Consider the following 25108-nt stretch of genomic DNA (forward strand, 5'->3'; position numbering starts at 1 on the left):
TGAGGCGGAGGTCCAGGGTGGAAGTACCACCCCCGCCGGGCCTATTCGTGTACTGCGCACCTATGGAGACAACCACCGCGTCCGTACCCGGGTCGAGGGAACAGGCCAAGGGAACGGAGAGAAGGCCGGGGCGCGACGACCGGCCTTGCGACAGCACGTCGCCCCCGGCCTCTGCGGAGGACGGGGGCGATCGAGGTGCGCTTCGCGCGTGTGCGTTACGCGGGGACCGGGACGTTCGCCCCGCGCTTGTCGTCCGCGCTGTCGTAGTCGTCCACCGGCGAGGCCGAGGCCGAGTTGTACGCGTCGTGGTCGAGGATCTTCTCGCGTGCCGCGACGATGACCGGGACCAGCGCCTGGCCCGCCACGTTCGTGGCCGTACGCATCATGTCCAGGATCGGGTCGATCGCCATCAGCAGGCCCACGCCCTCCAGCGGGAGCCCCAGCGTGGAGAGGGTCAGCGTCAGCATGACCGTCGCGCCGGTGAGGCCCGCGGTGGCCGCCGAGCCGACGACCGAGACGAAGGCGATCAGCAGATAGTCCTGGATACCCAGTTGGACGTCGAAGATCTGCGCGATGAAGATCGCGGCGAGCGCCGGGTAGATGGCGGCGCAGCCGTCCATCTTGGTCGTCGCGCCGAACGGTACGGCGAAGGAGGTGTACTCCTTCGGGACGCCGAGCCGCTCGGTGACCTTCTGGGTGACCGGCATCGTGCCGACCGAGGAGCGGGAGACGAAGGCGAGCTGGATCGCGGGCCAGGCGCCCTTGAAGAACTGGACCGGGTTGACCTTGGCGACGGTGGCCAGCAGCAGCGGGTAGACACCGAAGAGGACCAGCGCGCAGCCGATGTAGACGTCGGCGGTGAAGGTCGCGTACTTGCCGATGAGGTCCCAGCCGTAGTCGGCGATGGCGAAGCCGATGAGGCCGACCGTACCGATCGGGGCGAGCCGGATGACCCACCACAGGGCCTTCTGGAGCAGTTCGAGGACGGCTTCGCTGAGGGTGAGGATCGGCTGGGCCTTCGGGCCGAGCTTGAGGGCCGCGATTCCGGCGACGGCGGCCATGAAGACGATCTGAAGGACGTTCAGCTCGGTGAAGGGCGTGATGACGTCGGTCGGCACGATGCCGGTCAGGAAGTCGATCCAGGACCCGGAGCCCTCGGGCGCCTTGCCGTCCTTCGGGGTGAGGCCGGTGCCCGAGCCCGGGTTGGTGATCAGGCCGATCGCGAGGCCGATGGCGACCGCGATCAGCGACGTGATCATGAACCAGAGCAGCGTACGGGAGGCCAGCCTGGCCGCGTTGTTGACCTTGCGCAGGTTGGTGATCGACACCAGTATCGCGAAGAAGACGAGCGGCGCCACGGCCAGCTTCAGCAGCTGGACGAAGATGCTGCCGATCTTGTCGAGGGTGGTGTAGAGCCAGCCGATGTCCTGGCTGCGGGCGAGCCAGCCGAGCAGGACACCGAGGACCAGACCGGCGACGATCTGTGCCCAGAACGGGATCTTGGGAATACGGAGGCCGGATCTGGGATCAGCCGGCTTCTCGGGGACGGTGGACGCGGAGTTCGCGGACACGAACACACTCCAGACATGACGCATCGGGGCCATACGGACAGGGGTGCGGCGCTCGTGCTTCGAAGGACTCGGGAGAGCCAGGACTCGGGAGACTCAGGCCGGGACTCGGGAGACTCGGAAGGGGCGCCGCTGCATGATGCCGGGTCAGACCGCGCGGCAACAGACCGCGGACATACAGCGGCAGAGATCGACATGCAGGCGCGCCACGAGCGGGATGCCCCGGTGGCGGCGGTGACGCGCTGCTGTCTTCATGCCGAACACGTTAACACTTGAACTTTGAGAAGCTCAAAGCACTTCTTTGGGGTATGAACTGCCGGAAAGAGCGCCGGAAAGCGGGCCGGAAGAGCCGGAAAACACGGCACCCCAGCTCTGGAGGGACGGCTCCGGAGCTGGGGTGTCGCGATGTGAGAAAGCTTACGTGGCGCTTACGTGGCGCCCTCTGGGTGACCTACGGGGTGACGCCGTCCTCCTGGGTACGGTTCGCCTCCAGCCGCGTCTTCGCGCTGTCGACCTTGCCGACGATCTGCGCGGACATCTCGTCGCGCTGCTTGCGCAGCAGGACGAAGCTGAGCGGCGCCGAGATCACGATCGCGAGCAGCAGCACCCAGATGAAGTTGGAGTCACCGAGTCCCTTGGGCAGCACACCGAACTGGACCAGGCCGGCGACGACCACGAAGCAGCCGACGAAGATGCCCAGACGCATCGCGGTGTACCGGATCGTGGCGCTTGTCTTCGAAACGGTCACAGCGGGCCCTCTCTCTGTCTCTTCCTGGCGTACCGACGTCACGGTATGTCCGGCTCCTACCAGTCAAGCACGGGCGGGTCAGGACCGGTTCAGCGGGAGCAGCATCATGATGTCGTCACGGTCGTCACCAGGGGCGACCCTGATCGCGTCCGGCACCCGCCCGACCTCCTTGTAGCCGCAGGAGGCGTAGAACCTGTCGACGCCCGTGCCCCCGCGGCAGGTGAGCCGGATCGCCTCGATGGAGTCGATCCCGCGGGCGGCGTCCGCGGCGGCGGCCATCAGATCACGGCCGTACCCCTTGCCCTGGTGCCCGGGGTGGACCATCACGGTGTAGAGCCAGAGCCAGTGCCGCATCAGCCGGTGGGTGTTGAGCGTGAGGAACGCCGTCGCGGCGACGGCGCCCTCCTCGTCGTATCCGACCAGCAGCCTGCCCCGGCCCTCGGCCATGGCCGCGAAGTGCTTGACCAGCTCGGGCCGTATCTCGTCCACCGTCACCGGCGGTACGAATCCGACGGCACCGCCCGCGTTGGAGACATCCGCCCAGAGAGCGAGAAGCCCGTCGCGCAGGGCGGGGTCCACCGCCGGATCCAGCTCGAATATGAGCGCCATTCGCTGTGCCCTCTCAGACCCGTGCGCCCGCTCAGACCCGCATCGGCTGCGGGGACTCGCGGCGGTCGGCGTCGGGGCCCGGGTACTCGCGGATGATCTCGTACCGGGTGTTCCGCTCGACGGGCCGGAAGCCCGCGTCGCGGATGAGGTCGAGCAGATCCTCGCGGCCGAGCTTGTTCGGCGTGCCGTAGTTGTCCGCGTCGTGCGTGATCTTGTACTCGACGACCGAGCCGTCCATGTCGTCCGCGCCGTGCTGGAGGGCGAGTTGCGCGGTCTGGACGCCGTGCATCACCCAGAAGACCTTGACGTGCGGAACGTTGTCGAAGAGCAGCCGGGAGACCGCGAAGGTCTTCAGCGCCTCCGCGCCCGTGGCCATGGTCGTACGGGCCTGGAGGCGGTTGCGGATCTTGCCGTCCTTCATGTCCACGAAGTCGTGCTGGTAGCGCAGCGGGATGAAGACCTGGAAACCGCCGGTCTCGTCCTGGAGCTCACGCAGCCGCAGTACGTGGTCGACGCGGTGCCGGGGCTCCTCGATGTGCCCGTACAGCATCGTCGACGGGGTCTTGAGCCCCTTCTCGTGCGCGAGCCGGTGGATCCGCGACCAGTCCTCCCAGTGGGTGTTGTGGTCGACGATGTGCTGACGGACCTCCCAGTCGAAGATCTCGGCTCCGCCGCCGGTCAGCGACTCCAGACCGGCCTCGATCAGCTCGTCGAGGATCTCGGAGGCCGACAGGCCCGAGATCGTCTCGAAGTGGTGGATCTCGGTGGCGGTGAACGCCTTGAGGGAGACCTGCGGGAGGGCTTCCTTCAGCGCGCTGAGCGAGCGCGGGTAGTAGCGCCACGGCAGCGTCGGGTGGAGGCCGTTGACGATATGCAGCTCGGTGAGGTTCTCGCCCTCCATCGCCTTGGCGAGGCGGACGGCCTCCTCGATGCGCATCGTGTACGCGTCCTTCTCGCCCGGCTTGCGCTGGAAGGAGCAGTAGGCGCAGGAGGCGGTACAGACGTTCGTCATGTTGAGGTGGCGGTTGACGTTGAAGTGGACGACGTCACCGTTCTTGCGCGTACGCACCTCGTGGGCGAGACCGCCGAGCCAGGCCAGATCGTCCGACGCGTACAGCGCGATGCCGTCCTCACGGGTCAGCCGCTCGCCGGCCCGGATCTTCGCCTCCAGCTCGCGCTTGAGACCCACATCCTGAGCAGATGCAGTCATCAGGCCGCCTCCCACTTCGTCTGCCAAATCGTGCCAGTCGAGACTACGCCCCTCCCGATACGAGCATGACGCGGCCCATGCTGACGCACTGTTCGAGCAGGTCATGCGCGCGGGCGGGGCACGGCCGTCCGATGCCGCCCCGGGTGCGGGACGGCATCGGGCGGAAGGGAAGCCGGCCCCCGGCCTGTCAGGCCTCCTCGGGCAGTTCCCCCACCCGGTTCTCCCACTTGGTGGAGAGCACGATGGTGGTACGGGTCCGGGAGACGCCCTTCGTACCGCTCAGCCGGCGGATCGTCTTCTCCAGGCCGTCCACATCGCTCGCGCGGACCTTCAGCATGTACGAGTCGTCGCCCGCGATGAACCAGCAGTCCTCGATCTCCCCGAGATCGCGCATCCGGCGGGCCACGTCCTCGTGGTCGGCGGCGTCGGAGAGCGAGATCCCGATCAGCGCGGTGACGCCGAGGCCGAGCGAGGCCGAGTCGACCGTGGCGCGGTAGCCGGTGATGACGCCCGCCGCTTCGAGACGGTTGATGCGGTCGGTGACGCTGGGCCCGGAGAGTCCGACGAGCCTGCCGAGCTCGGCGTACGAGGCTCTGCCGTTCTCCCTGAGGGCCTGGATGAGCTGCCTATCCACGGCGTCCATATGCCTGAAGCCTTCCATTAATCAGCAATCTCGCAAAGTTACGTGTAGAATCTAAGGCATGCAGGGCTGAAGTCCTGCGAATCTTTTAGACGATCAACGATGATCCTTCGAACTTTCAGGAGTGAGACCCACCGTGTACACGATCGAGATGGCCTACGCCCAGATGCGATCGCTTCAGGAGCAGGCCAGCCGCTCGCGTGTCCATCAGGCCGTCACCACGGGCCGCGCCGGCGCCGAGAAGGCCGGCCGCTCGCGACGCCGCGCCAAGAAGCGCTGAGCGGCCACCCTCGTCAAAGGGCCCGGTACGGGCCCCGACAGGAGCTTCGACAAGGGCACCGATACGGCACCCGGCCCGGCCCTGTCCGTCCTCATCACCGCGAGAGCCCGCCAAGCTCTCCCTCCCAACGGCGGTACAGCCGGTGCGGCACCCCTGCCGCGTCCAGAATCCGCCCGGCGACGAAGTCCACCAGATCCTGGATATGTGTCGCCCCCGCGTAGAACGCCGGAGAGGCGGGCAGCACCACGGCGCCCGCCTCGTCCAGCGTCACCAGATGTTTCAGCGTCTGCCCGTTGAGCGGCGTCTCCCGTACGGCGACCACCAGCGTCCGCCGCTCCTTCAGGGTCACGCTCGCCGCGCGCTGGAGCAGATCCTTCGAGAGACCGAGCGCCACCCCTGCCACGCTCGCCGTGGACGCGGGCACGATCAGCATCCCCTTCACCGGGTACGAGCCCGAGGAAGGGCCGGCCGCCAGATCTCCGGCCGACCAGTGCCGTACGTCATCCGCACCCGTGTCCCGGCCCAGCTTCACCTCGAAGGTGTCCGGCTCGCCGTCCGCGCCGCGCGCCAGCCAGGTGCGCAGATCGTCCCGCCAGCGCGCGTCCCTGAAGGCGACACCCGTCTCGTCGAGCAGGGTCAGCCGGGCTGCCCGGCTGACCACGAGATCGACGCTCTCCCCCGCGTCCAGCAGCCCCCGCAACACGGCCGCGGCGTACGGCGTTCCCGACGCTCCCGAGACCCCGACGACCCAGGGCCGCCGGGGCTGTCGCGGGCTGTGCTCGTCTTCGTACGCTCCGGGCTTCACGGATCCGAGCCTATCCGGCGGCCCGGGGCAGGAACCGATGACCGTACCCCGGACGTTCACCAGGGCAGAAGCACGGGAACACGGACAGGGAGACATCCCGACAGACCAGCAGTGATCAGAGGGGGGCCGCGATGTCGTATGGGACCGCCGGCATGACCAGACGGAGCCGGACCTCACGGATGAAACCGGCCGCGGCCGTCATGATCGGCTGGGTCGCGCTGCTCTGGGTGCTCGAAGCGGTGAACGGCGCGACGGGGTCGCTCAGTACGTACGGACTGAGCCCGCGCGACGTGGGCGAGCTGCGCGATGTCATCCCCATGGCCTTCCTGCACCACGGCTACGACCATCTCGTCTCCAACTCCCTGCCGCTGCTGGTGCTCGGCTTCCTCGCCGCGCTGACCGGTCTGCGGCGGTTCGCCGCCGTCGTGTTCACGATCATGGTCGTCGGCGGCCTGGGCGTCTGGCTCACCGCCGCCGACCACACGGTCACGGCGGGCGCCTCCGGGGTGGTTTTCGGGCTGCTCGGCTATCTGCTGGTGCGCGGCTTCGTCGACCGCAACGCGGTGGACATCGTGACCGGTCTGCTGGTCCTCGCGTTCTACGGCTCGGCCCTGTGGGGCGTTCTGCCGACCAACTCGGCCGTCAGCTGGCAGGGCCATCTCTTCGGACTGATCGGCGGGGTGCTGGCCGCGTTCATGTTCCGCAGGCCGCCCCCGCTGAACGAACGAATAACGGCCCGGGGCTGACGCCGGACAGCCGGGCCCTACAGCGTCAGGCCCCGCACCAGGAGATCCAGCAGCGCGGCCACGAAGAGAATTATCCCGATGAAGCCGTTCACGCTGAAGAACGCGCGGTTCAGCCGCGACAGATCGCCCGGCTTCACGATCGAGTGCTCGTACAGGAACGCACCGGCGACAACGGCCAGCCCGGTCCAGAAGAACGCCCCGGCCTCCGTGGCCAGCGCGTACCAGACCAGCAGCGCCACGGTCACGACATGGCAGGCGCGCGCCCCGTACAGCGCGGCCGGGATACCGAACCGGGCCGGTACGGACAGCACGCCGTGCGCGCGGTCCGCCTGGACGTCCTGGCAGGCGAAGATCAGGTCGAAGCCGCCGATCCAGATACCGACCGCGAGACCGAGGATCACCGCGTCCCACGACCAGCTGCCGGTGACCGCGAGCCAGGCGCCGACCGGGCCTATGGCCTGGGCGATGCCGAGGATCGCGTGCGGGAAGTTGGTGAACCTCTTCCCGTACGGATAGACCACCATCGGGATCACGGCGATGGGCGCGAGGGCGAGACAGAGCGGATTGAGCGCCGCCGCGGCCCCGAGGAAGATGACGACGGCGACGAGCGCGCCCGTCCACGCGGAGCGCACCGAGACCGCGCCGGTCACCAGTTCGCGTCCCGCCGTGCGCGGATTGCGCGCGTCGATCTCGCGGTCGATGATCCGGTTGCAGGCCATCGCGAACGTACGGAGCCCGACCATCGCGAGGGTGACCAGCAGCAGCCGGACCCAGTGGACGTTTCCGTCCAGCTGGAACATCGCGGTCAGCGCGGCGATATAGGCGAACGGCAGCGCGAAGACCGAGTGCTCGATCATCACCAGCCGCAGAAACGCCCTGGTCCTGCCCGGTTGCGGTACTGCCGCCGCCGCACTGGTCACAGCCCGTACTCCCGCCAGCGCCGGTCGACCTTCGCCGCCGTCTCCGGGTCGGACTCGACCATCTCCGGCCAGCCGCCGTCCCGGGTGTACCCCTCCTCGGGGAGCTTCCTCGTCGCGTCGATCCCCGCCTTGCCGCCCCAGAACTGCTGGTAGGAGGAGTGGTCGAGATGGTCCACCGGGCCCTCGACGACGGTGAGATCGCGCGCGTAGTCGGTGTTGCCCAGCGCCCGCCAGGACACCTCGTGCAGATTGTGCACATCGCAGTCCGCGTCGACGACCACGATCAGTTTGGTCAGCGACATCATGTGCGCGCCCCAGATCGCGTGCATCACCTTCTGCGCGTGCTTGGGGTACTTCTTGTCGATCGAGACGATCGCGCAGTTGTGGAAGCCGCCCGACTCGGGCAGGTGGTAGTCCACGATGTCCGGCACGATGATCTTCAGCAGCGGGAGGAAGAACCGTTCCGTCGCGCGTCCCAGCGGGCCGTCCTCCGTCGGCGGCCGGCCGACCACGATCGACTGGAGCAGCGGTCGTTTCCGCATGGTCACACAGTCGATGGTCAGCGCCGGGAACGGCTCCTGGGGGGTGTAGAAGCCGGTGTGGTCGCCGAACGGACCCTCGGGCAGCGTCTTCCCCGGTTCGAGCCAGCCCTCGATGACGACCTCGGCGTTGGCGGGCACCTGGAGCGGCACGGTCTTGCAGTCGACCATCTCGATACGCCGGCCCTGGACGAAGCCCGCGAAGAGGTACTCGTCGATGTCACCGGGCAGCGGGGCCGTCGAGGCGTACGTCACGGCGGGCGGACAGCCGAACGCGATCGCGACGGGCAGCCGTTCACCGCGCTTGGCGGCCACCTGGTAGTGGTTGCGGCTGTCCTTGTGGATCTGCCAGTGCATCCCGATGGTGCGCCGGTCATGGCGCTGGAGCCGGTAGAGCCCGAGGTTGCGGACGCCGGTCTCGGGGTGCTTGGTGTGGGTGAGACCGAGGTTGAAGAAGGAGCCGCCGTCCTCGGGCCAGGTGAACAGCGCGGGCAGTTGGTCCAGATCGACGTCGTCGCCGGTGAGGACCACCTCCTGGACGGGCGCGTCCTTGATCTTCTTCGGCGGTACATGCGCGACGGAGCTGAGCTTCCCGAACGCCTCGCGCACCCCGACGAAACCCTGCGGCAGCTCCGGCTTGAGCAGTCCGCCGATCTTGTCGCTGATGTCGCTGTACGACTTCAGCCCGAGCGCCTTGAGCAGCCGGCGGTCCGTGCCGTACACGTTCATGGCGAGGGGCATCGCCGAGCCGCGGACATTCTCGAAGAGCAGCGCGGGCCCGCCGGCCTTGTTCACCCGGTCGACGATCTCCCCGACCTCCAGGTACGGGTCGACTTCGGCCTTGATGCGCTTGAGGTCGCCCTCGCGCTCCAGCGCCCGGAGCAGCGAGCGGAGATCGTCGTAAGCCATGCGGTCCAGTGTGTCATCCTCCCCGGCGCGGTCCGCCGGGGGCTTACCGTCGGCCCCGCGAGGCGAGCCGTTGACCATCCCGGACCGGCTCTGTTCGGTTACTCGCTACCCTGGTGTGGTCAGGGGCCGCGATCCGGTCTCGTTCTCCACTCAAAAGGGGACCTCCATGCTTCGGGTGCTGATGTTTCTGGTGCCGTTGGCTCTCAGCATCTATGCCTTCATCGACTGCATCACGACCGATGAGAAGGAGATCCGGTACCTCCCCAAGCCCATCTGGGCGATTCTGGTGCTGCTTTTCCCGTTGGTCGGCTCCATCTCGTGGCTGATCGTGGGCCGGGAGCGGACGAGGGCGGTGCGTCGTGGCGGCTGGGTCGCGCCCGACGACAACCCGGAGTTCCTCAACTCCCTCAAGGAGGACCGGGAGATGGGCAAGGAGAAGGAGAGAGACACGGAGAAGGGTGGCGGCGCGGACGACACCCCGCCGAAGCCCTGACCGAGCCCGAGCCCTGAGCCCGAGCCCTGAGCCCGAGCCCTGACAGCCGCCTTCAGAAGCACGTACGCACATACAGGGGCGCCCCCCGCGGAGTCAATACCGCGGAGGGCGCCTCTTGATGTATCCGATGCACGCGCGTACCGGCGTTATACGCCCGCGTACGAGTGCTTACCCGTGACAAAGATGTTCACGCCGTAGTAGTTGAAGAGCCAGCAGCCGAGGGCGATCAGCGCCAGATAGGCGGCCTTGCGGCCCTTCCAGCCGGCGGTGGCGCGGGCGTGCAGATAACAGGCGTACGCGACCCAGGTGATGAAGGACCAGACCTCCTTGGGGTCCCAGCCCCAGTAGCGGCCCCAGGCGTCGCCGGCCCAGATCGCGCCCGCGACGATCGTGAACGTCCAGAGCGGGAAGACCGCGGCGTTGACGCGGTAGGCGAACTTGTCGAGCGACGCCGCCGCCGGCAGCCGCTCAAGCACCGAGGTCGCGAAGGAGCCGGGCTTGAGGCCGGCGGCGAGCTTCGACTCGTACCGCTCACGGAAGAGGTAGAGCACGGTGGTCAGTCCGCCGACGTAGAAGACCGCGCCGCAGAAGATCGCCGTGGAGACATGGATCCAGAGCCAGTACGAATGCAGCGCCGGAACCAACTGGTCGCTGTCGGTGTACAGGACGGTGATGGCGAGCCCGAGATCGAGCAGGACCGTGATGATGAGCGGCAGCCCGATCCAGCGGACGTTCTTCTTCAGCGCGAGGAGCGCGAGATAGACGCCGACGGCCACGGTGGTGAAGGTGATGTTGAACTCGTACATGTTGCCCCACGGCGCCCGCTGCACGGACAGCGCGCGGGCGACCACCCCGGCCGCCTCGATGCCCCAGGCGAGGACCGTGAGGGAGATGGCGATCCGGCCGTACAGATCGCCCTGCGCGTCACCGCCGGCCGCGCCGGGACCGTCGGGCAGATCGCGGGTGCCGCTCGCGGAGCGGGTGATGACCTCAGGCCGCTCCAGGACGGCCGTGGAACCGCCCTCCCGCGTGGACCGTACCGTCACCGGCGCCGCCGCGGACTTCCTGTCTCCGCCGGTCAGCGCGGCGGCGGTCCTGGCCACCTTGCTGCGGCTGCCGAACAGCCACTCGGCCAGATACGCGAGGAAGGCCAGCAGGTAGACGGCCATGGCCGAATAGATCAGCACATTGCTGGTCTGCGCCAGGCTCTCATTGGTTGCTGTGGCGGCGAGATTCACTTCTCAGCCCCTTCAACAGTCTTTTCTGCGGGATCAGGCGCGCTGGGCGCCTCTGAATAGAGGGTGCCGGCCAGCTCGGCCAGTTCCTCGGGGAGCCTGGTGGACTCACTGCGGCCGAGTCCCGCCATCTCGACGACGGTGACGCCGTCGGCGCCCCGTACGGCCCGGACCCAGACCCGGCGCCGCTGGATGAAGAGCGAGCCGGCCAGCCCCGCGATGGCGGCGATCGCACCGGCGAGGGCCCAGGTGTTACCGGGCTCGTGCGTGATCTGGAAGCTCGCCCACTCCTTGACCTCCTTCTCGAAGGTGATGGAGCCGGCGCCGTCGGGCAGGGTGAGCGAGTCGCCGGGCAGCAGGGTCTTCTTGAGGACATCGCCCTTGGCGTCCTTGAAGGCCGTCATCTTGTCGGTGTTCAGCTGGTACACGTTCTGCGGCAGCCCGGAGTCGACACCGAGACTGCCGTGGTACGCGCCGATGTTGAGCACCGGGAAGTCGAGCGCGGGGAACCGGGAGAACATCTGCCCGGAGCCCTTCCCGCCGTAGGTCGGCACGAAGAACGCGGCGAAGCCCAGCTGGTCCTTCTTGCCGTTCTTGTCGCGGTAGCCGTCCATGACCTTGATGGCGCCCGTGGACGAGACGTTGTTGTCGATCGGCAGCAGCGGGACCGCGCCCCGGAAGACCTCCTTGCCGCGGCCGTCCTTGACGGAGACGACGGGGGCGTAGCCGTGGGCGATGAGATAGACCTTCGAGCCATCGAGCTTGAGGGGCTTGTTGACCTCGATGACCGACTTCTTCTCCGGTCCTGTCGCGTCCGTGGTGTACCGGATGTCGGCCTTGAAGGTCCGGGGGGTGCCCAGCTGCGGCCCGCTGCGCTCGTACGTACCCGTGAACGCGTCCAGGGTGAAGGTGAACGGCGTCAGCTCCTCCGAGTCGAAGAGGGAGCCGGACTTGAAGTCGTCGTACTGGGTGAGGGTGTTGGAGAAGCCGTCGCCCTCGACGATCAGCTTGCCGCCCTCGTACTTGAAGAGCTGTCCGCTCGCGAAGGCCACCAGCATCACGATCAGCGCGATATGGAAGGCGAGATTGCCGGCCTCGCGGAGATAGCCCTTCTCGGCGGCGACCGCGTCACCGACGGTATGCGCCCGGAAGCGGCGCTTCCTGAGGATCGCGAGCGCGGCCTCGCGGGCGGCCTCGGGCTCGGCGGTGGTGCGCCATGTCGCGTACGCGGGCATCCGGTCGAGGCGCTTGGGCGCGCCCGGCGGCCGGCTGCGCAGCTGGCCGACGAACTGCCAGGTGCGCGGGACGATACAGCCGATGAGGGAGATGAACAGCAGGATGTAGATCGCGGAGAACCACACCGAGCTGTAGACCTGGAAGAGCTGGAGGTTCTCGTAGATCGGCGCGAGCGTCTCGTGGCGCTCCTTGAAGTCCTGCACCTTCATCTCGTCGATGCCGGTCTGCGGGATCAGCGAGCCGGGGATGGAGCCGAGGGAGAGCAGGAAGAGAAGGATCAGCGCGACGCGCATGGAGGTGAGCTGGCGCCAGAACCAGCGGAGCCAGCCGACGATCCCGAGGGTGGGGCCGCCGATGACGGCGTCCTCGCGCTCCTCGCGGGGGGCGGTGGAGAGGGTGGACCCGGCGTCGCCGAGTTCACGCGCGTCGCGGGCCTCGGCGGTGCCGGTCCCGGTCCCGGCCGCGGTCGGGGTTTCGGTCCCGGTGTCGTTCGTGGACGCCTTGCTCATGGAACTAGATCCCCACCGTGAAGCCGTTGGTCCAGGTCTGCATGTCCTGCACGATGCTGTCCCACGCGCCGGTCAGCAGCGCCAGCCCGGTCAGGATCATCATCGCGCCGCCGATGCGCATCACCCATACGTAGTGGCGCTTGATCCAGCCGAACGCCCCGAGCGCCTTGCGGAACGCCACCGCCGCGAGCACGAACGGCACTCCGAGACCGAGGCAGTACGCGACGGTCAGTATGGCCCCTCGGCCGGCGCTCGCCTGGTCGAACGCAAGGGCGTTCACCGAGGAGATGGTCGGCCCGAGGCAGGGCGTCCAGCCGATCCCGAAGAGCGCGCCGAGCACGGGCGCGCCCGCGAGGCCGGTCACCGGGCGCCTGTGGAAGCGGAATTCGCGCTGGGTGAGCCAGGGCATCATCCCCATGAAGAACACACCCATGAGGATCATCAGGACGCCGAGCACCTTGGAGAGGACTTCGCGGTGGTCCTGGAGAGTCCCGCCGAAGTAGCCGAAGAGCGCCCCGCCCGAGACGAAGACCGCGGTGAAGCCGACGACGAAGAGCGTGGCGCCGACGACCATCCGGCCACGTCGGGCGTCCGCCAGATCGGTGCCGCTGACGCCCGTGACGTAGGAGAGATAACCCGGTACGAGCGGCAGCACGCACGGCGAGAAGAAGGAGATGAGCCCGCCGAGCAGGGCGATCGGCAGCGCGAGCAGCAGCGCTCCGCTGTAGACCGTCTCATTCATGCCGGGGGTCGCGGCGAGAACCTGCACAGGATCACTTCTCCGCGATCAGCGGGTCGATCATCTTGCGCAGCTTCTCCTCGTCGAGCGCCATCAGCGCGCGGGCCGCGATCTTTCCGTCCCGGTCGAGCACGATCGTGGAGGGGATGGACTGCGGGTTGAGACTTCCTCGCGGGAAGCCGTTGACGATGAGCTTGCCCGCCGGGTCGTACAGACTCGGGTAGGGGACGCCGTAGTCCTTCTCGAACGCCAGCGCCGGGCCCTTGTTGGCGTCCCGGGTGTTGATCCCGACGAACGCCACGCCCTTCGACTCGGTCTCCTTGGCGACCTTCGCGAAGTGCGGGGCCTCGGCGCGGCAGGGCGGGCACCACGAGCCCCAGACGTTCATCACGACGATCTTGCCCTTGAGATCGGCCACATCGAGCCGCTTGCCGTCCAGGGTCTCCCCGGAGAGCTGGTTGGCGGGCTTGCGGTCGGCCGCCGCGACGGTGGAGATGCCACCGGTGTTCGTGACGAAGTTGGTGTCACCGCCGCCGCCGGACTTGCCGCCGCCCCCGCAGGCCGAGAGCGTCAGGGCCACCACGCCCACGACAACCGGTGGGAGGGCGCGGAATCGTCGCTCGGAGCGGCGTCGGGGAGCGCGGCCTGAGTTCATGTGAAAAGTTTCGCATGGGCGTTTCAGGGATCTTGCGCACCCCCCTGGCTGCCCGTAAAGCCCGTTGTAAAGAGCCACGCGCGGGCAACCGCCGGGGGGTCTGCTCAAACGGCCCGGCCAAGCGGCCCGACCAAGCTGCCTGATCAGGTGGTCTTCTCAGACGGTTTCCTCAGACGGTTTCCTCACGCTTTGAAGAAAGTGTTCCAGCCGCCGGTGGGGGCCTGGCCGACCTCCAGTGTGCGGAGCTTGTCGAGTACGGCGGGGTCCTGCGCATCGAGCCAGTCGGTGAACTGCCGGAACGAGACGAGCCGTACGTCCTTCTTGCCCGCCATCCCCTTCAGCGCCTCCTCGACGGCATCCATATAGATCCCGCCGTTCCACTGCTCGAAATGGTTGCCTATGAAGAACGGCGCGCGATTCGATTCGTACGCGCGGTTGAAACCGCCGAGATACGCGTCGGTGGCCTGCGTGCGCCACTCCGCGTAACGCGAGGTCATGCCGTTCGTGGAATTCTTCGACTGATTCGCGAGGATGTTGTAGTCCATGGAGAGCACCTCGAAACTGTGCCCGGGGAACGGGACTTGCTGAAGCGGGAAATCCCAGATGCCCAGCTTCTTGTCCGGCCACCGCTGCGTGCCGCCGGGGGAACTCGCGTCGTAGCGCCAGCCCAGCTTCTTCGCCGTCGGCAGCAGATTCTCCTGGCCGAGCAGACAGGGCGTACGGCCGCCTATCAGTTCCTTGCGGTAGTCGAAGGGCAGCGGGTCGAGGTCGGTCCAGCCGCTGTTCGTACGCCACTCGGTGACGAAGGACACAGCCTGGTCTATCTCGCTGCGCCACTGCTGCGGGGTCCAGTCGCCGACGGAGCCGGAGCCGGCGCAGAAGTGCCCGTTGAAGTGCGTACCGATCTCATGCCCGTCCAGCCATGCCTGGCGGACGTTCTTGAGGGTGTCCTTGATATGGCCGTCGGTGAGATAGCCGATGTCGGAGGCGCCGACGGGGTTGTTCGGCGGGCGGTAGAGCGTCTTCTTCGACTCGGGCAGCAGATAGAGACCGGAGAGGAAGAACGTCATCGCCGCGTCGTGGTTCTTGGCGAGTTCCAGGAAGCGCGGGAAGAGGCCGTTGCCGACCTCGCCGGCCCCGTCCCAGGAGAAGATCACGAACTGCGGCGGGGTCTGACCGGGCTCCAGGGGGACCGGGGCGGGCGGCTGGTGCGGCTGTTTTCCCGTGTCGGAAGTGGAACCGTCCCCTATGAGCCGGACCTCTTTACCGAGGGGGCCGGCACTGCTCGTCGCGCCTCCGCTCTCGCCGCCCTTGCCCACTTCCGTGTGCCGGACCGTGCCGCTCCCGCCGGTGGAGCAGCCCGCGATTCCGATCGCGGCAGCCGCTCCAATTCCCGCTCCGAGAAGACTCCTTCGGCTGATGTCGCGCATACCGTTCCCATCCGCGCTCGTCTGTGCGTATGCCGCTCATAAAAGTCTTACAAGCGGCAACACAGGAGATGAGAGGGCGAACGCGGAGGTTCCAGCGCACGTCGTATCTTTACTAATCTTTACTGACGTAACGACAGATATGGCAGAAGGGATCAACGCATTGCGAGCATTCGGATCCGTTCAGGCACCGAACGCCTTGGTGCCGCCCTTGACGGGCCGGGCGCCGGCGAGCAGATGGGCCGGGACGAGATCGCGCGCGGGTTCGGAGTAGCCGACGGAGACGATCTTGTCGCCCTGATAGGTGAAGCTGGTCAGGGACGCGAGCGTGCACTGCCGGCGGCGCGGGTCGTGCCACAGCCGGCGCCGCTCGACGAAGCTCCGGACGATCCAGATCGGCAGCTGATGGCTGACGGCGACCGCCTCGTGCCCGCGGGCCGCGTCGCGCGCGGAGTTCAGGGCGCCCATCATCCGTACGACCTGATCGATGTACGGCTCGCCCCAGGACGGCCGGAACGGGTTGGTGAGGTGCCTCCAGTTGCCGGGCTTGCGCAGGGCGCCGTCACCGACCCCGAAGGCCTTGCCCTCGAAGACGTTCGCGGCCTCGATCAGCCGGTCGTCGGTGTCGAGGGTCAGCCCGTGGCTCTTGGCGATGGGGGCCGCGGTCTCCTGAGCGCGTTCCAGGGGGGAGGCGACGACGTGAGCGATGTCACGGTCCGCGAGATGCTCGGCGACCCGGTCGGCCATCCGCCTGCCCAGCTCGGAGAGGTGGTAGCCGGGGCGTCTGCCGTAGAGGACACCGTCGGGGTTGTGCACTTCGCCGTGGCGCACGAGATGGACGACGGTGATCTCTTCGTTCTTGCTCATGCGGCGTTCTCCGGGTCGGCGGGCTCGGGGGCGGTCGGCTCGGGGGCGGTCGGCTCGGGGACGGTCGACTCTGGGGCGGTCGGCTCTGGGGCGGTCGCTTCGGCGGCGGCGCGGGCGGCGGCCGGCAGCGCGGCGGCGATCCGCTCGATCGCGCGCTCGTCGTGGGCGGTGGAGACGAACCAGGACTCGAAGGAGGACGGCGGCAGATAGACGCCGTCGGCCAGCAGCGAGTGGAAGAAGGGGGTGAAGCGGAACGACTCCTGCCGCTTGGCGCCCTCGTAGTCACGCACCTCGTCGGCCGTGAAGAAGACGGAGAACATATTGCTCGCCGTCTGCACGCGGTGGGCGACGCCCTCCTTGCTGAGCGCCTCCGTCACCAGCCCCTGGATCTGCCGCGAGACGGCGTCGATCCTCGCGTACGCCGCGTCGTCGAGCAGCCGCAGCTGCGCGAGGCCCGCGGCGGTGGCGACCGGGTTCCCGGAGAGCGTGCCCGCCTGGTAGACGGGGCCCGCCGGGGCGAGCCGCCCCATGACATCGGCGCGCCCGCCGAACGCGGCGGCCGGGAACCCACCGCCCATGACCTTGCCGAAGGTCATCAGGTCGGGCGCGACACCGTCGACGCCGTACCAGCCGGCCTTCGACGTACGGAAACCGGTCATCACCTCGTCCGAGATGTACAGCGCGCCATCGGCGGCGCAGATCTCCTTGAGCCCGGCGTTGAACCCGTCCCTGGGCGGTACGACGCCCATGTTGCCGGGCGACGCCTCGGTGATCACACAGGCGATCTCACCGGGGTGCGCGGCGAACGCCCGGCGCACGGCCTCAAGATCGTTGTACGGCAGGACGATGGTGTCCCCGGCCTGCGCGCCGGTCACCCCGGGGGTGTCGGGCAGCCCGAGGGTCGCGACCCCGGAGCCCGCGGCGGCCAGCAGCGCGTCGACATGCCCGTGGTAGCAGCCGGCGAACTTCACGACCTTGGCGCGCCCGGTGAAACCGCGGGCGAGCCGGATGGCGGACATGGTCGCCTCGGTCCCGGACGACACGAGCCGTACCTGCTCGACGGGGGCGACCCGGGCGACGATCTCCTCGGCGAGCGCCACCTCGCCCTCACCGGGCGTACCGAAGGACGTACCGCGGGCGACAGCGGCCTGGACCGCTTCGATGACCTCTGGGTGGGAGTGACCGAGAATCATCGGACCCCAGGAACATACGAGGTCGACATATTCGCGGCCGTCCGCGTCGATGAGGTACGGACCATGACCGGACACCATGAACCGGGGCGTACCGCCCACCGCGCGGAAGGCGCGGACGGGAGAGTTCACGCCGCCGGGCGTCACGAGGGCGGCGCGGTCGAAAAGCGTCTGCGAAACTGGGGCGTCATAGGGGAAGCTCACGGAATCCATGGTGTCAGAGGCTCGGACGTTCTTGCGGACAGGTGTTTCACCGGACGTTCGTGGGGGAGGTCACTGTCACGATGATCGGGTTGCGCGGCCATGGCTGCGAGTGGTCGGGTGGAGATATGCATCGCGGTGGCGGACTGGGCGAGGGAACCGACGACCTCGGTCCCGAGCCTGCCCGGCGTGGAAAGCATCGACGGCGCGAACGTGAGGCGCGGGAGCAACCTCCGGGAAGGCCGGAAAGCAGGAGTGGTGGCCGGGTGGGGGTGACCTACAAATACTTCGGCGCGCCCGATGGAGCCACGGCCGCGCGCGTGCCGATTTCCATGCGCCCGGAGGAGCTGGGCGGCGATGAGCTCGGTATGAACGGCATGTTCACCAAGATCAAGCCGGAGACGATAGCGGCGATGGTCCTCACGGGCATTCAGGGCATGCCCCTGTACAAAGTGCCCCCGCTGGAACTGGTCGTGCTGCATCCCGATTACGCGGTGGTCAAACTCCCGATGACGGTGGTGGACCCGCTGCGCGGCATCGGCGAGGAATCGGTGGGCGCGGCGGCCTTCATCTGGTCGACGGTCCCGGACAGGGGCGGCCCGAGGGACGCGTACAACGTCTACCAACTGCTGCACCAATGGCAGGACTTCAGCCACCGGCTCCACGAGGCGGGGCATCAGCCGTATTGCTTGGTCTGGCCCTGACGTGAGGTTTCGTCGCATGAGGGCGGGGTCTTCGGGCCTCGCCCTCGGCTACGTACGCGGATGAAGCCGACGTGGGTCGGTCGGAGGCACGTGCCCCCGACCGACCCTCGTCGGCCACCACACTCGGCCCAACGCAGCCGCGGGCCGGTGGCTCCGGACCGATATCGCCAGTAACGGCCCGAAATCGCTGATGGGAAAGACGGCTTCTCGTCCAAGTGACATTCTTGGAGCCGCGAGAAGGCGAAGGGGAGTTGGCTCATGCGGTGGACGGTTCATGGCGAGCGTCAGATTTACGGCAACCCGTGGGTCAACCTGTGGCTCGTGGATGTCCAGCAGCCGGATGGCCGGCGGTGGGAGCATCACGTGGTCCGGATGCGGCATCTCGCGGTCGCCGCCGTGGTGGACGAGCAGAAGCGGGTGCTGATGATGTGGCGCCACCGGTTCATCACGGACACGTGGGGCTGGGAGCTGCCGATGGGCCTGATCGAGGCCGACGAGACCCCGGAGCAGGCGGCGGCTCGCGAGGTGGAGGAAGAGACCGGCTGGCGGGTGGAGGGACTGAAGCCTCTGGTGTACGCGCAGCCGGCGAACGGCATCACCGACTCGGAACACCACGTCTTCCGCGCAACCGCAGCCACTTACGCGGGCCCGCCGACCGAACTGAACGAGTCGGACCGCATCGAGTGGATCCCGATGTCTGAGATTCGCGGGATGATCGACCGTCGCGAGGTGGTCAGCAGCGGAAGCCTGGTCGGGCTGCTGTATCTCCTGCTGGACGATGCCACCAACGCCGCAAGCTAGCCGAGCGCTTCGCGCATGCGCTGCTCGAACGCGATCACCGGCGTCTCGCGCGCGTAGGGGGCGAGACGCTGGTGGAACTCATGGACGTGGCCCGCGACCCGCGGTGAGTCGAGGGACGCACTGAGGTCCAGAGCGAGCCCGGCGCTGTGGCACGCGGCATCGAGCTTGCCCTGTTGGAGTTGGGCCGTGGCCAGCCAGAAGGCGTGGAAGGCACGGCCACGCTGTTGTGCGCCCGTTTCCCGTCGAAGGCCCTCGGCGATCAGGGGCTCGGCACGTTCTGACTCGCCCAGCTCGGCGAGCGCGATTCCTGTGTCGACGATCAGTTTCGTCTCGTCGAAGTAGCGGATCCAGGAAGGCGCCTCGCCTTCCTGGCCGCGGGCTTGCTCGTACGAGTCCCGGGACCGTCCGATGGCCTGGTGGCAGGAGGCGGCGTCGCGGAGTGTGGCGTGGGCGAAGGCTTCCCGCATATGGAGCATCGACATCACCAGCGGCTGCCCGCCGGCGGCGCGCGCGCTGTCCTGGGCCTTGCAGGCCAGCGCCACCGCATCGGAGGGCTGCCCGTCGTACGTTGCCTGCAGGCTCATGCAGGACAGAACGTTGGCCATGAAGAGATAGTCGTCCTGCCCGTTCGAGAGCCGCAGAGCTTGGGTGAAGTGGGTGCGCGCGGTGCTGTACTGGCGGGCATCGAAGCAGGCCCATCCGGCGAGGCGGGCGAGTTCGGCGGCGAGTGACTGAAGATCGCGGCGCAAGGGGTCCGGGACGCTGCCCATCACCTGCGTCACGTACCGGAGGTGCCCCATGACCGCCGGGCGCATGGATGCGCCGCCGTGCTTGTCGTCACGGCGCCAGTAGTCCTCAACTGATGACCTGAGGGCGAGAAGTGTCGATCTCGTCACCCTGCCGTCAGCGAGTGTCAGCAACTCGTCGAGTTCCCTGCCGGATTCGACTTCGCTCTCCTGCTCCGAGTCAGCGGCGGTTGTGGAGCTCTGCGCCGAACTCCTCCGCGCATGCTGCCCGGAGGACGCGGACGGAGGGATCTCCCACGGGCGGTGGGCAAGCCCGAGCGAGGCGCCGGGGATACGAAGTCCATCCGCGACCCGCTCGATGACATCGATGTGAGCGAGCCGGCGCCGCCCCGACATGATCTCCCCGACCCGGCTCGGCGTCATGCCGCACAAGGCAGCCACACGAGACGGATGGATGCCGGCTTTCACCTTCACGAGGCGGAACACACTCGCGAAGTCTCGCTGCTGGCAGGCACGTTGCCACTCAGGACTACTGAGCAGTTCCGGAGGGAGCCCTTGTGGCTGGGGTCCGGGCACATGCGCTCCTCTGCCGTACTAGGCGGTCGCGTCCGGCGATTGGGCAGCCTTGATGCAGATTACCCACGTTGGGTAATCACTGTGACCTGATCGCGTGACGGCCCCTCGTGGTGAGCTGGTGTTCCGACTGACCGCCCGCGACAGAGGGCGCGAGGTACGTACGTCCCCAGACCTGGGCCCGAAAACCCAAGGTTCCAGGACCTCGGAGGCAGATCCCGTGTCCCTTCCCGAGCAGGTGGAGCGCGCACGTCGTGTCACGGCCACCGTGCTCGGGAAGGCAGGCGTCAGGGACCGCGACGTGGTCGAGACAGTACCCGGCGACCGCTGCCGAGATGCGGGCGCGCCTCGCGCGCCCGAGCGAGGACCACCACGGGCCCACAGATCCTCCTCCCGACCGGCGCAAGGGCGACAGCTGACATGGAATCGGATCGGAGGTCTTCTCTCTCCGGTCAAACGCGAGAGGCTACGGCGGACCAACCACCCACCTTGAGGAGCACCCATGGCCGGCGTACTGACGACCGATCACCCTGCCTGGATCGAGGCGAGGACCGGCACCCGCGCACGAGCCGTGCGCACCGCCTCCGGTATCTGGGTTCTGTCGTGGGACCAGGAAGGCCCGCACATGACGTGTGTGCAGGGCGCTGAGGACGTAAAGCCGACGTTCGTCTCCACGGACCCCTCGTGCCTGCCTGACGGTGTCCCCGCCGAGCTCAAGGCTGGGCTCGATGGCCTCGGTCCCACGCAGCGTCTGGCCAACCCCTGGCTGTGGGATGCCATCACCACCGCGATCCTGCGGCAGGTCGTACGCGCCGAGCAGGCCCGCAAGCTGTACAGGGCGTGGTGCCGGACGTTCGGCACCACCGTTCCCAGCCCCATGGGTGAGCTGTCCGTCGCCCCTACCGCCGCCCAGGTTCTGGAACTGGATGACGAACGGTTCACGGATGTCGGGGCCAAATTCCACCGCAGCGTCTTGCAGGCTGCCGCCACCCACTACGAGCGGCGGTCCATCCACTGGCAGCGTATGGACTCCCACGACCTGGTCGTCGCTCTCACGAGTGTCCCGCGCATCGGCCCGTGGACCGCAGCGGCCGCGGCAGCCGACTACACCGGCGACTTCAGCATCTACCCGCACGACGATCTGGCCGTGCGTACCTGGGCCGCGCAGATCGCGCCCGCCCACGCCTGGCCCGGCAGGAAGGACAAGGCGTTCGGCCCAATGTGGACCGGCATGGCCGGTCCCGACCGCATCGCCCTGCACACCCTGACTCTCTCCACACTCACCTGGGGCTCCCATGCCCGCTGACCTGGAGGACCCATGCCGCAGTTAGCACTGATCACGGGTGCCGATCCGACCCGCACGCTCGACGCGCTGTTCGTGAACGCGCCGCTGCGCGACTACGACCAACGACCGAGGACCAACGACTACACCCTGCCCGTGCTGGGCATGGCTTATATCGCTACGTACGCGCAGAAGATCGGCGGTTTCAACGTAGGGGTCCTCGACGCCGAAGCACACGGTCTCGGCATCGGCGAAACAGCGGATCTCGTGAACGCCGCACAACCTCGGTGGGCGGCCATGAACCTGCTCGCCCCCACCTACGAGATGTCCGCCCGCATCGCGGCGCGCCTGTCCACGGACATCGCCCTCATGGTCGGCGGCCACCACGCCAAGGCGATGCCGGACCGTGTTCTCGCCGACCCGCGCATGGCCAACCTGCGGGCCCTCGTACTCGGTGAGGGCGAACTGCGTGTCGCTGCCCTCCTGGAGGACGAGCAACGCCGTCGTGAACTGCCCGGGGTGCTATGGCGTGATCCTCTCCTCGGCACCCGGTCGGCAGGTATCCCCGTCGGCAAGGCGAGTGCGCAGATGCTCGGCCCCGACATCAACGCCTTGCCATACGTCAACCGCGCCTTCCTGCCCCAGGATCCCTACCGTGCCGCCCCCACAGAGTCCGACCGGCGCCTCGCGGTGAGCCGCGACACCGAGCTACTGACGCAGGCCGCCCGCGCCGGCCACATGGAGGCGAACATCGTCGGCTCCAGGGGCTGCCCCTACAACTGCACCTTCTGTGGTGCTGCCGTCAGCGCCAACCCCGACGTCAAGATCCGAGTTCGCGACCCCGAGGACATCATCGGCGAACTTGACGAACTGCACGAGGAGTACGGCGTCACCGCGTTCCGGTTCGTCGATGATCTGTTCCTCGGCGCCTCCCGCGTCATCAAGACGCAGATGGCGGCCTTCACGCGGCACGGCATCGGCGAACGGTACGTGTGGGACGCCACCGGACGCATCAACGTCCTGGACCGGCTCGACAACACCGATCTCGAACTGCTCGTCAGCAATGGCCTGCGGGAAGTCGCCCTCGGCATCGAGTCCGGCAGCGACCGCGTCCTGAGCGCGATGGACAAGCGGATCGACGCCGAGATGACCGAACGCGTAGCCCGCCGCCTCGTCGAACACGGCATCGGCGTCAAGGGGTACTTCATCCTCGGCTTCCCCGGCGAGACCCACGAGGACATCCAGGCAACCGTGCGCCACATCCGCAACCTCTGGAACATCGCCGACAGTAATCCCGGCGATGTGCGGGCCAGCGTGTTCGAGTTCCGCCCCTATCCCGGCACGCCCGTGTGGAAGACACTGACCGACGTCGGCTACGACCCCGACAAGCTCCTCGCGTACGGAGACGTCGACCTGACCGCGGACGGGGCCGACGAGTCGATGCGCCGGCGCGACGAGTTCAACTTCTCCGTCGGGATCCAGTTCGGCGACGTCCCCCTGGGCGAAGTCCGCTCCACCCTGGCCGCGCTCACGCGCGAACAGCACGAGCGCAACCAAGCGCCCCGGGAGGACGCGGCGTGACGTCGAGACGCGGGCAGTTCATCACTCTCGACGGCCCCAGCGGTGTCGGGAAGACCACCACCGTCCAGGCCCTGAACAGGGAATTGATCAGACGGGGCCAGGCCGTCCGCCAAACCGTGGAGCCCACCACCAGCGCCATCGGTGTCTTCATCAGGGAGCACTTCAGCCACATCCGCGGGCGCGCCCTGGCCTGCCTGGTAGCGGCGGACCGGTACGAGCACGTCGAGCACGAGATCGAGCCCTGGCTGAGCGCCGGCGACACCGTCATCTGCGACCGGTACCTCCCCTCGACGCTCGTCATGCAACAACTCGACGGTGTGCCTCTGAAGTTCCTGTTCGACCTGAACGCGCACGTCCTGATGCCGGATCTGGCAGTCATTCTGACCGCGTCCCCCTGCCTCATCGCCGAACGGATAGCTGTGCGCGGACCCCGCAATCGCTTCCACCTCGACCCGACCGCACCCGGCCGCGAAGTCGACTTGTACGACGAGGCCGCCCAGATCCTCATGACCGCGAACGTGAAGGTGCTGGTCGTGAACACAGCCGACACGACCCCAAAGGGGGTTGCGGCCACAATCGCCGACGCAATCCCCCATTCGTCGGTAACGTCAGCCGCCACAACGCCACCAATAACCCCCCAGGAACCATGAATCCGCAACCCGCGCAACCGGTCATCGACACGCACGTCCTCCTCCGCGACGGAGACAAACTGCTCTTCTCCCAGCGCGGAGGGCCGTACGGCTACGGCCGCTGGCACATGCCGTCGGGCAAGCTCGACCAGGGCGAGCCCATGAGTGTCGGAGCCGCCCGGGAACTGCTGGAGGAGACCGGCGTCGAGGTAGACCCAGCTCAGCTGCGGCTGGTGCATGTCGTCCATCACAGACAGAGCGAGGCCGTGGAACGGATCGGGTTCTTCTTCGAGGCCACCGACTGGACCGGGGAGCCCGTCAACAAGGAACCGGCGAAGTGCCTGGGACTTCAGTGGTTCAGCGTGTACGAACTGCCCGAGGACATCATCGAGTACCCGAAGGAAGGACTGCTCGGATACTTGAAGAATTCCGGCTCTCTGGCGGAGCACGGCTGGTAACAATCAAGCGCGGCTAGGTCCGGTCCGGGCCGATATGGCCGGAGCGAGTAGTTCCAGCGCTTCCTCCCAGCGGAAGTGGTCCGCTTCTCCCTCCGCCTTCGGTTCGTGGGGCCGGTACGACCCCACCAGGACGCCCATCTCCCGCAGTCGCTCCAGGCTCCTGGCGTACGCGGGGTGGGAGGCCATGGCCGCGTTTATGTACGGGAGCGCCGCGGTCGGGATGCCCAGTCCGTATGCCTCGCAGAGAATCCCCAGGGCGAGGGTGTCGGAGATCCCGGCGGCCCACTTGTTGATCGTGTTGAAGGTGGCCGGTGCGACCGCGATGGCGTCCGGGGGCGGTAGCGGGCGTGGGTCGCCGGGGCTGCGCCAGGCGGAGCGGATCGGATAGCCGGTCTGTGTCTCCACCGCCCGCGCGTCGATGAAGCCGAGGCCCTGTGGGGTGGCGATGACACCCACGTTCCAGTTCGCCTCTTGGGCAGCCGTGATCAGGTTGCCGACGTCGCCCGCGATGCCGGACGCGCATACGACGACATAAAGGAACGGCTTCTCCGCGGTCATGCTCCCGACCCTAACGGCCGGAAGGGCGTTGACGGTTACGGGACGGCCTCGCGCGCACCGCGTCCGCGGCAGACGCGATGCGTCCCCGCAGAGTTCATCCAACCGACCGTCGGACGACACTTTCCGCAGGTAGGAGGGGGTGCGCGGCTCTGAGAGTGGGCCCCTCAACTGGGCCCGGGGACCCTGCGTTTGGGCCCGGCCCAATCCATACGCTGCTCTCGCTCGGGGGATGGCGGACGGTGTGGGGCGA

The 25108-nt window shown here is 67.8% G+C and carries 25 protein-coding genes and 1 pseudogene; 9 read left to right on the forward strand and 17 right to left on the reverse strand.

The window, feature by feature from the left end; translation table 11 throughout:
* Positions 1 to 215: 215 nt before the first annotated feature.
* The 5 genes from AB0M67_RS25830 to AB0M67_RS25850 form a co-directional block, all read right to left on the reverse strand.
* Complete coding sequence (locus AB0M67_RS25830) at positions 216 to 1571, reverse strand: dicarboxylate/amino acid:cation symporter (RefSeq protein ID WP_365749091.1); 1356 nt, start codon at positions 1569 to 1571, stop codon at positions 216 to 218.
* A 448-nt stretch (positions 1572 to 2019) separates the two neighbouring features.
* Positions 2020 to 2316, reverse strand: a complete 297-nt coding sequence (locus tag AB0M67_RS25835; RefSeq protein WP_365749093.1) for a DUF4229 domain-containing protein — start codon at positions 2314 to 2316, stop codon at positions 2020 to 2022.
* Positions 2317 to 2394: 78 nt separating this feature from the next.
* Complete coding sequence (locus tag AB0M67_RS25840) at positions 2395 to 2925, reverse strand: GNAT family N-acetyltransferase (RefSeq protein WP_365749095.1); 531 nt, start codon at positions 2923 to 2925, stop codon at positions 2395 to 2397.
* 31 nt (positions 2926 to 2956) lie between these two features.
* Positions 2957 to 4135 (reverse strand): aminofutalosine synthase MqnE, encoded by a 1179-nt coding sequence (mqnE, locus tag AB0M67_RS25845; protein ID WP_365749097.1) that lies wholly within the window; start codon positions 4133 to 4135, stop codon positions 2957 to 2959.
* 187 nt (positions 4136 to 4322) lie between these two features.
* A complete protein-coding gene (locus AB0M67_RS25850; protein ID WP_249948422.1) occupies positions 4323 to 4778 on the reverse strand; it encodes an Lrp/AsnC family transcriptional regulator in 456 nt (151 codons plus the stop codon).
* A gap of 133 nt (positions 4779 to 4911) precedes the next feature.
* Between AB0M67_RS25850 and AB0M67_RS25855 the strand changes: the two genes are divergently transcribed.
* Entirely contained in the window at positions 4912 to 5055 is a 144-nt protein-coding gene (locus AB0M67_RS25855) for a hypothetical protein (protein WP_351392362.1), read from the forward strand.
* A 94-nt stretch (positions 5056 to 5149) separates the two neighbouring features.
* Here the strand turns inward: AB0M67_RS25855 and AB0M67_RS25860 are convergent, their stop codons facing one another.
* On the reverse strand, positions 5150 to 5860 hold the full coding sequence (locus AB0M67_RS25860) for a UbiX family flavin prenyltransferase (RefSeq protein WP_365749099.1): 711 nt from the start codon (positions 5858 to 5860) through the stop codon (positions 5150 to 5152).
* A 152-nt stretch (positions 5861 to 6012) separates the two neighbouring features.
* Between AB0M67_RS25860 and AB0M67_RS25865 the strand changes: the two genes are divergently transcribed.
* Positions 6013 to 6606: a rhomboid family intramembrane serine protease gene (locus AB0M67_RS25865; RefSeq protein WP_365749101.1), complete on the forward strand. Its 594-nt coding sequence runs from the start codon at positions 6013 to 6015 to the stop codon at positions 6604 to 6606.
* A gap of 17 nt (positions 6607 to 6623) precedes the next feature.
* On the opposite strand, the gene mqnP is transcribed toward AB0M67_RS25865, so the two are convergent.
* Complete coding sequence (mqnP, locus tag AB0M67_RS25870) at positions 6624 to 7526, reverse strand: menaquinone biosynthesis prenyltransferase MqnP (protein ID WP_365749102.1); 903 nt, start codon at positions 7524 to 7526, stop codon at positions 6624 to 6626.
* A complete protein-coding gene (locus tag AB0M67_RS25875; RefSeq protein ID WP_365749104.1) occupies positions 7523 to 8974 on the reverse strand; it encodes a menaquinone biosynthesis decarboxylase in 1452 nt (483 codons plus the stop codon). Before AB0M67_RS25875 ends, mqnP begins: the two co-directional genes overlap by 4 nt.
* Positions 8975 to 9140: 166 nt before the next feature.
* Between AB0M67_RS25875 and AB0M67_RS25880 the strand changes: the two genes are divergently transcribed.
* A complete protein-coding gene (locus AB0M67_RS25880) occupies positions 9141 to 9467 on the forward strand; it encodes a PLD nuclease N-terminal domain-containing protein (RefSeq protein ID WP_365749105.1) in 327 nt (108 codons plus the stop codon).
* Positions 9468 to 9613: 146 nt separating this feature from the next.
* On the opposite strand, the gene ccsB is transcribed toward AB0M67_RS25880, so the two are convergent.
* The 7 genes and pseudogenes from ccsB to hemL form a co-directional block, all read right to left on the reverse strand.
* A complete protein-coding gene (gene ccsB, locus AB0M67_RS25885; protein WP_365749107.1) occupies positions 9614 to 10705 on the reverse strand; it encodes a c-type cytochrome biogenesis protein CcsB in 1092 nt (363 codons plus the stop codon).
* Entirely contained in the window at positions 10702 to 12447 is a 1746-nt protein-coding gene (locus AB0M67_RS25890) for a cytochrome c biogenesis protein ResB (protein ID WP_365749109.1), read from the reverse strand. Before AB0M67_RS25890 ends, ccsB begins: the two co-directional genes overlap by 4 nt.
* A 4-nt stretch (positions 12448 to 12451) precedes the next feature.
* Complete coding sequence (locus tag AB0M67_RS25895; RefSeq protein ID WP_365749236.1) at positions 12452 to 13189, reverse strand: cytochrome c biogenesis CcdA family protein; 738 nt, start codon at positions 13187 to 13189, stop codon at positions 12452 to 12454.
* A 31-nt stretch (positions 13190 to 13220) separates the two neighbouring features.
* Positions 13221 to 13841, reverse strand: coding sequence for a TlpA disulfide reductase family protein (locus tag AB0M67_RS25900; protein ID WP_365749111.1), 621 nt, complete (start codon positions 13839 to 13841; stop codon positions 13221 to 13223).
* 182 nt (positions 13842 to 14023) lie between these two features.
* Positions 14024 to 15271, reverse strand: a complete 1248-nt coding sequence (locus AB0M67_RS25905; protein ID WP_365749113.1) for a hypothetical protein — start codon at positions 15269 to 15271, stop codon at positions 14024 to 14026.
* 180 nt (positions 15272 to 15451) lie between these two features.
* Positions 15452 to 16135: a histidine phosphatase family protein gene (locus AB0M67_RS25910; protein ID WP_365749115.1), complete on the reverse strand. Its 684-nt coding sequence runs from the start codon at positions 16133 to 16135 to the stop codon at positions 15452 to 15454.
* An 89-nt stretch (positions 16136 to 16224) separates the two neighbouring features.
* A pseudogene (gene hemL, locus AB0M67_RS25915) lies at positions 16225 to 17529 on the reverse strand (glutamate-1-semialdehyde 2,1-aminomutase); the annotation flags it as partial.
* Between the two features lie 125 nt (positions 17530 to 17654).
* On the opposite strand from hemL, the gene AB0M67_RS25920 reads away from it, so the two are divergent.
* Together AB0M67_RS25920 and AB0M67_RS25925 are read left to right on the forward strand one after the other, a co-directional pair.
* A complete protein-coding gene (locus AB0M67_RS25920; protein WP_249948542.1) occupies positions 17655 to 18230 on the forward strand; it encodes a hypothetical protein in 576 nt (191 codons plus the stop codon).
* A gap of 258 nt (positions 18231 to 18488) precedes the next feature.
* Positions 18489 to 19031 (forward strand): NUDIX hydrolase, encoded by a 543-nt coding sequence (locus tag AB0M67_RS25925; RefSeq protein WP_365749117.1) that lies wholly within the window; start codon positions 18489 to 18491, stop codon positions 19029 to 19031.
* Here AB0M67_RS25925 and AB0M67_RS25930 read toward each other — a convergent pair.
* Positions 19028 to 20353: a helix-turn-helix domain-containing protein gene (locus AB0M67_RS25930; RefSeq protein WP_365749119.1), complete on the reverse strand. Its 1326-nt coding sequence runs from the start codon at positions 20351 to 20353 to the stop codon at positions 19028 to 19030. The genes AB0M67_RS25925 and AB0M67_RS25930 overlap by 4 nt on opposite strands.
* A 499-nt stretch (positions 20354 to 20852) precedes the next feature.
* On the opposite strand from AB0M67_RS25930, the gene AB0M67_RS25935 reads away from it, so the two are divergent.
* The 4 genes from AB0M67_RS25935 to AB0M67_RS25950 are packed head-to-tail and all read left to right on the forward strand — an operon-like array spanning position 20853 to position 24300.
* Positions 20853 to 21656, forward strand: coding sequence for a hypothetical protein (locus tag AB0M67_RS25935; RefSeq protein ID WP_365749121.1), 804 nt, complete (start codon positions 20853 to 20855; stop codon positions 21654 to 21656).
* 12 nt (positions 21657 to 21668) lie between these two features.
* Positions 21669 to 23213 (forward strand): radical SAM protein, encoded by a 1545-nt coding sequence (locus AB0M67_RS25940; protein WP_365749122.1) that lies wholly within the window; start codon positions 21669 to 21671, stop codon positions 23211 to 23213.
* Positions 23210 to 23863 carry a dTMP kinase gene (gene tmk, locus AB0M67_RS25945; RefSeq protein WP_365749124.1) on the forward strand — a complete coding sequence of 218 codons (654 nt, stop codon included), beginning with the start codon at positions 23210 to 23212 and terminating at the stop codon, positions 23861 to 23863. Before AB0M67_RS25940 ends, tmk begins: the two co-directional genes overlap by 4 nt.
* Positions 23860 to 24300: an NUDIX domain-containing protein gene (locus AB0M67_RS25950; protein WP_365749126.1), complete on the forward strand. Its 441-nt coding sequence runs from the start codon at positions 23860 to 23862 to the stop codon at positions 24298 to 24300. Before tmk ends, AB0M67_RS25950 begins: the two co-directional genes overlap by 4 nt.
* A gap of 3 nt (positions 24301 to 24303) precedes the next feature.
* On the opposite strand, the gene AB0M67_RS25955 is transcribed toward AB0M67_RS25950, so the two are convergent.
* Positions 24304 to 24858: a flavoprotein gene (locus tag AB0M67_RS25955; protein ID WP_365749128.1), complete on the reverse strand. Its 555-nt coding sequence runs from the start codon at positions 24856 to 24858 to the stop codon at positions 24304 to 24306.
* Positions 24859 to 25108: the final 250 nt, after the last annotated feature.

The organism is Streptomyces sp. NPDC051662, assembly GCF_040681655.1.
In the GTDB taxonomy this organism is placed as follows: domain Bacteria; phylum Actinomycetota; class Actinomycetes; order Streptomycetales; family Streptomycetaceae; genus Streptomyces.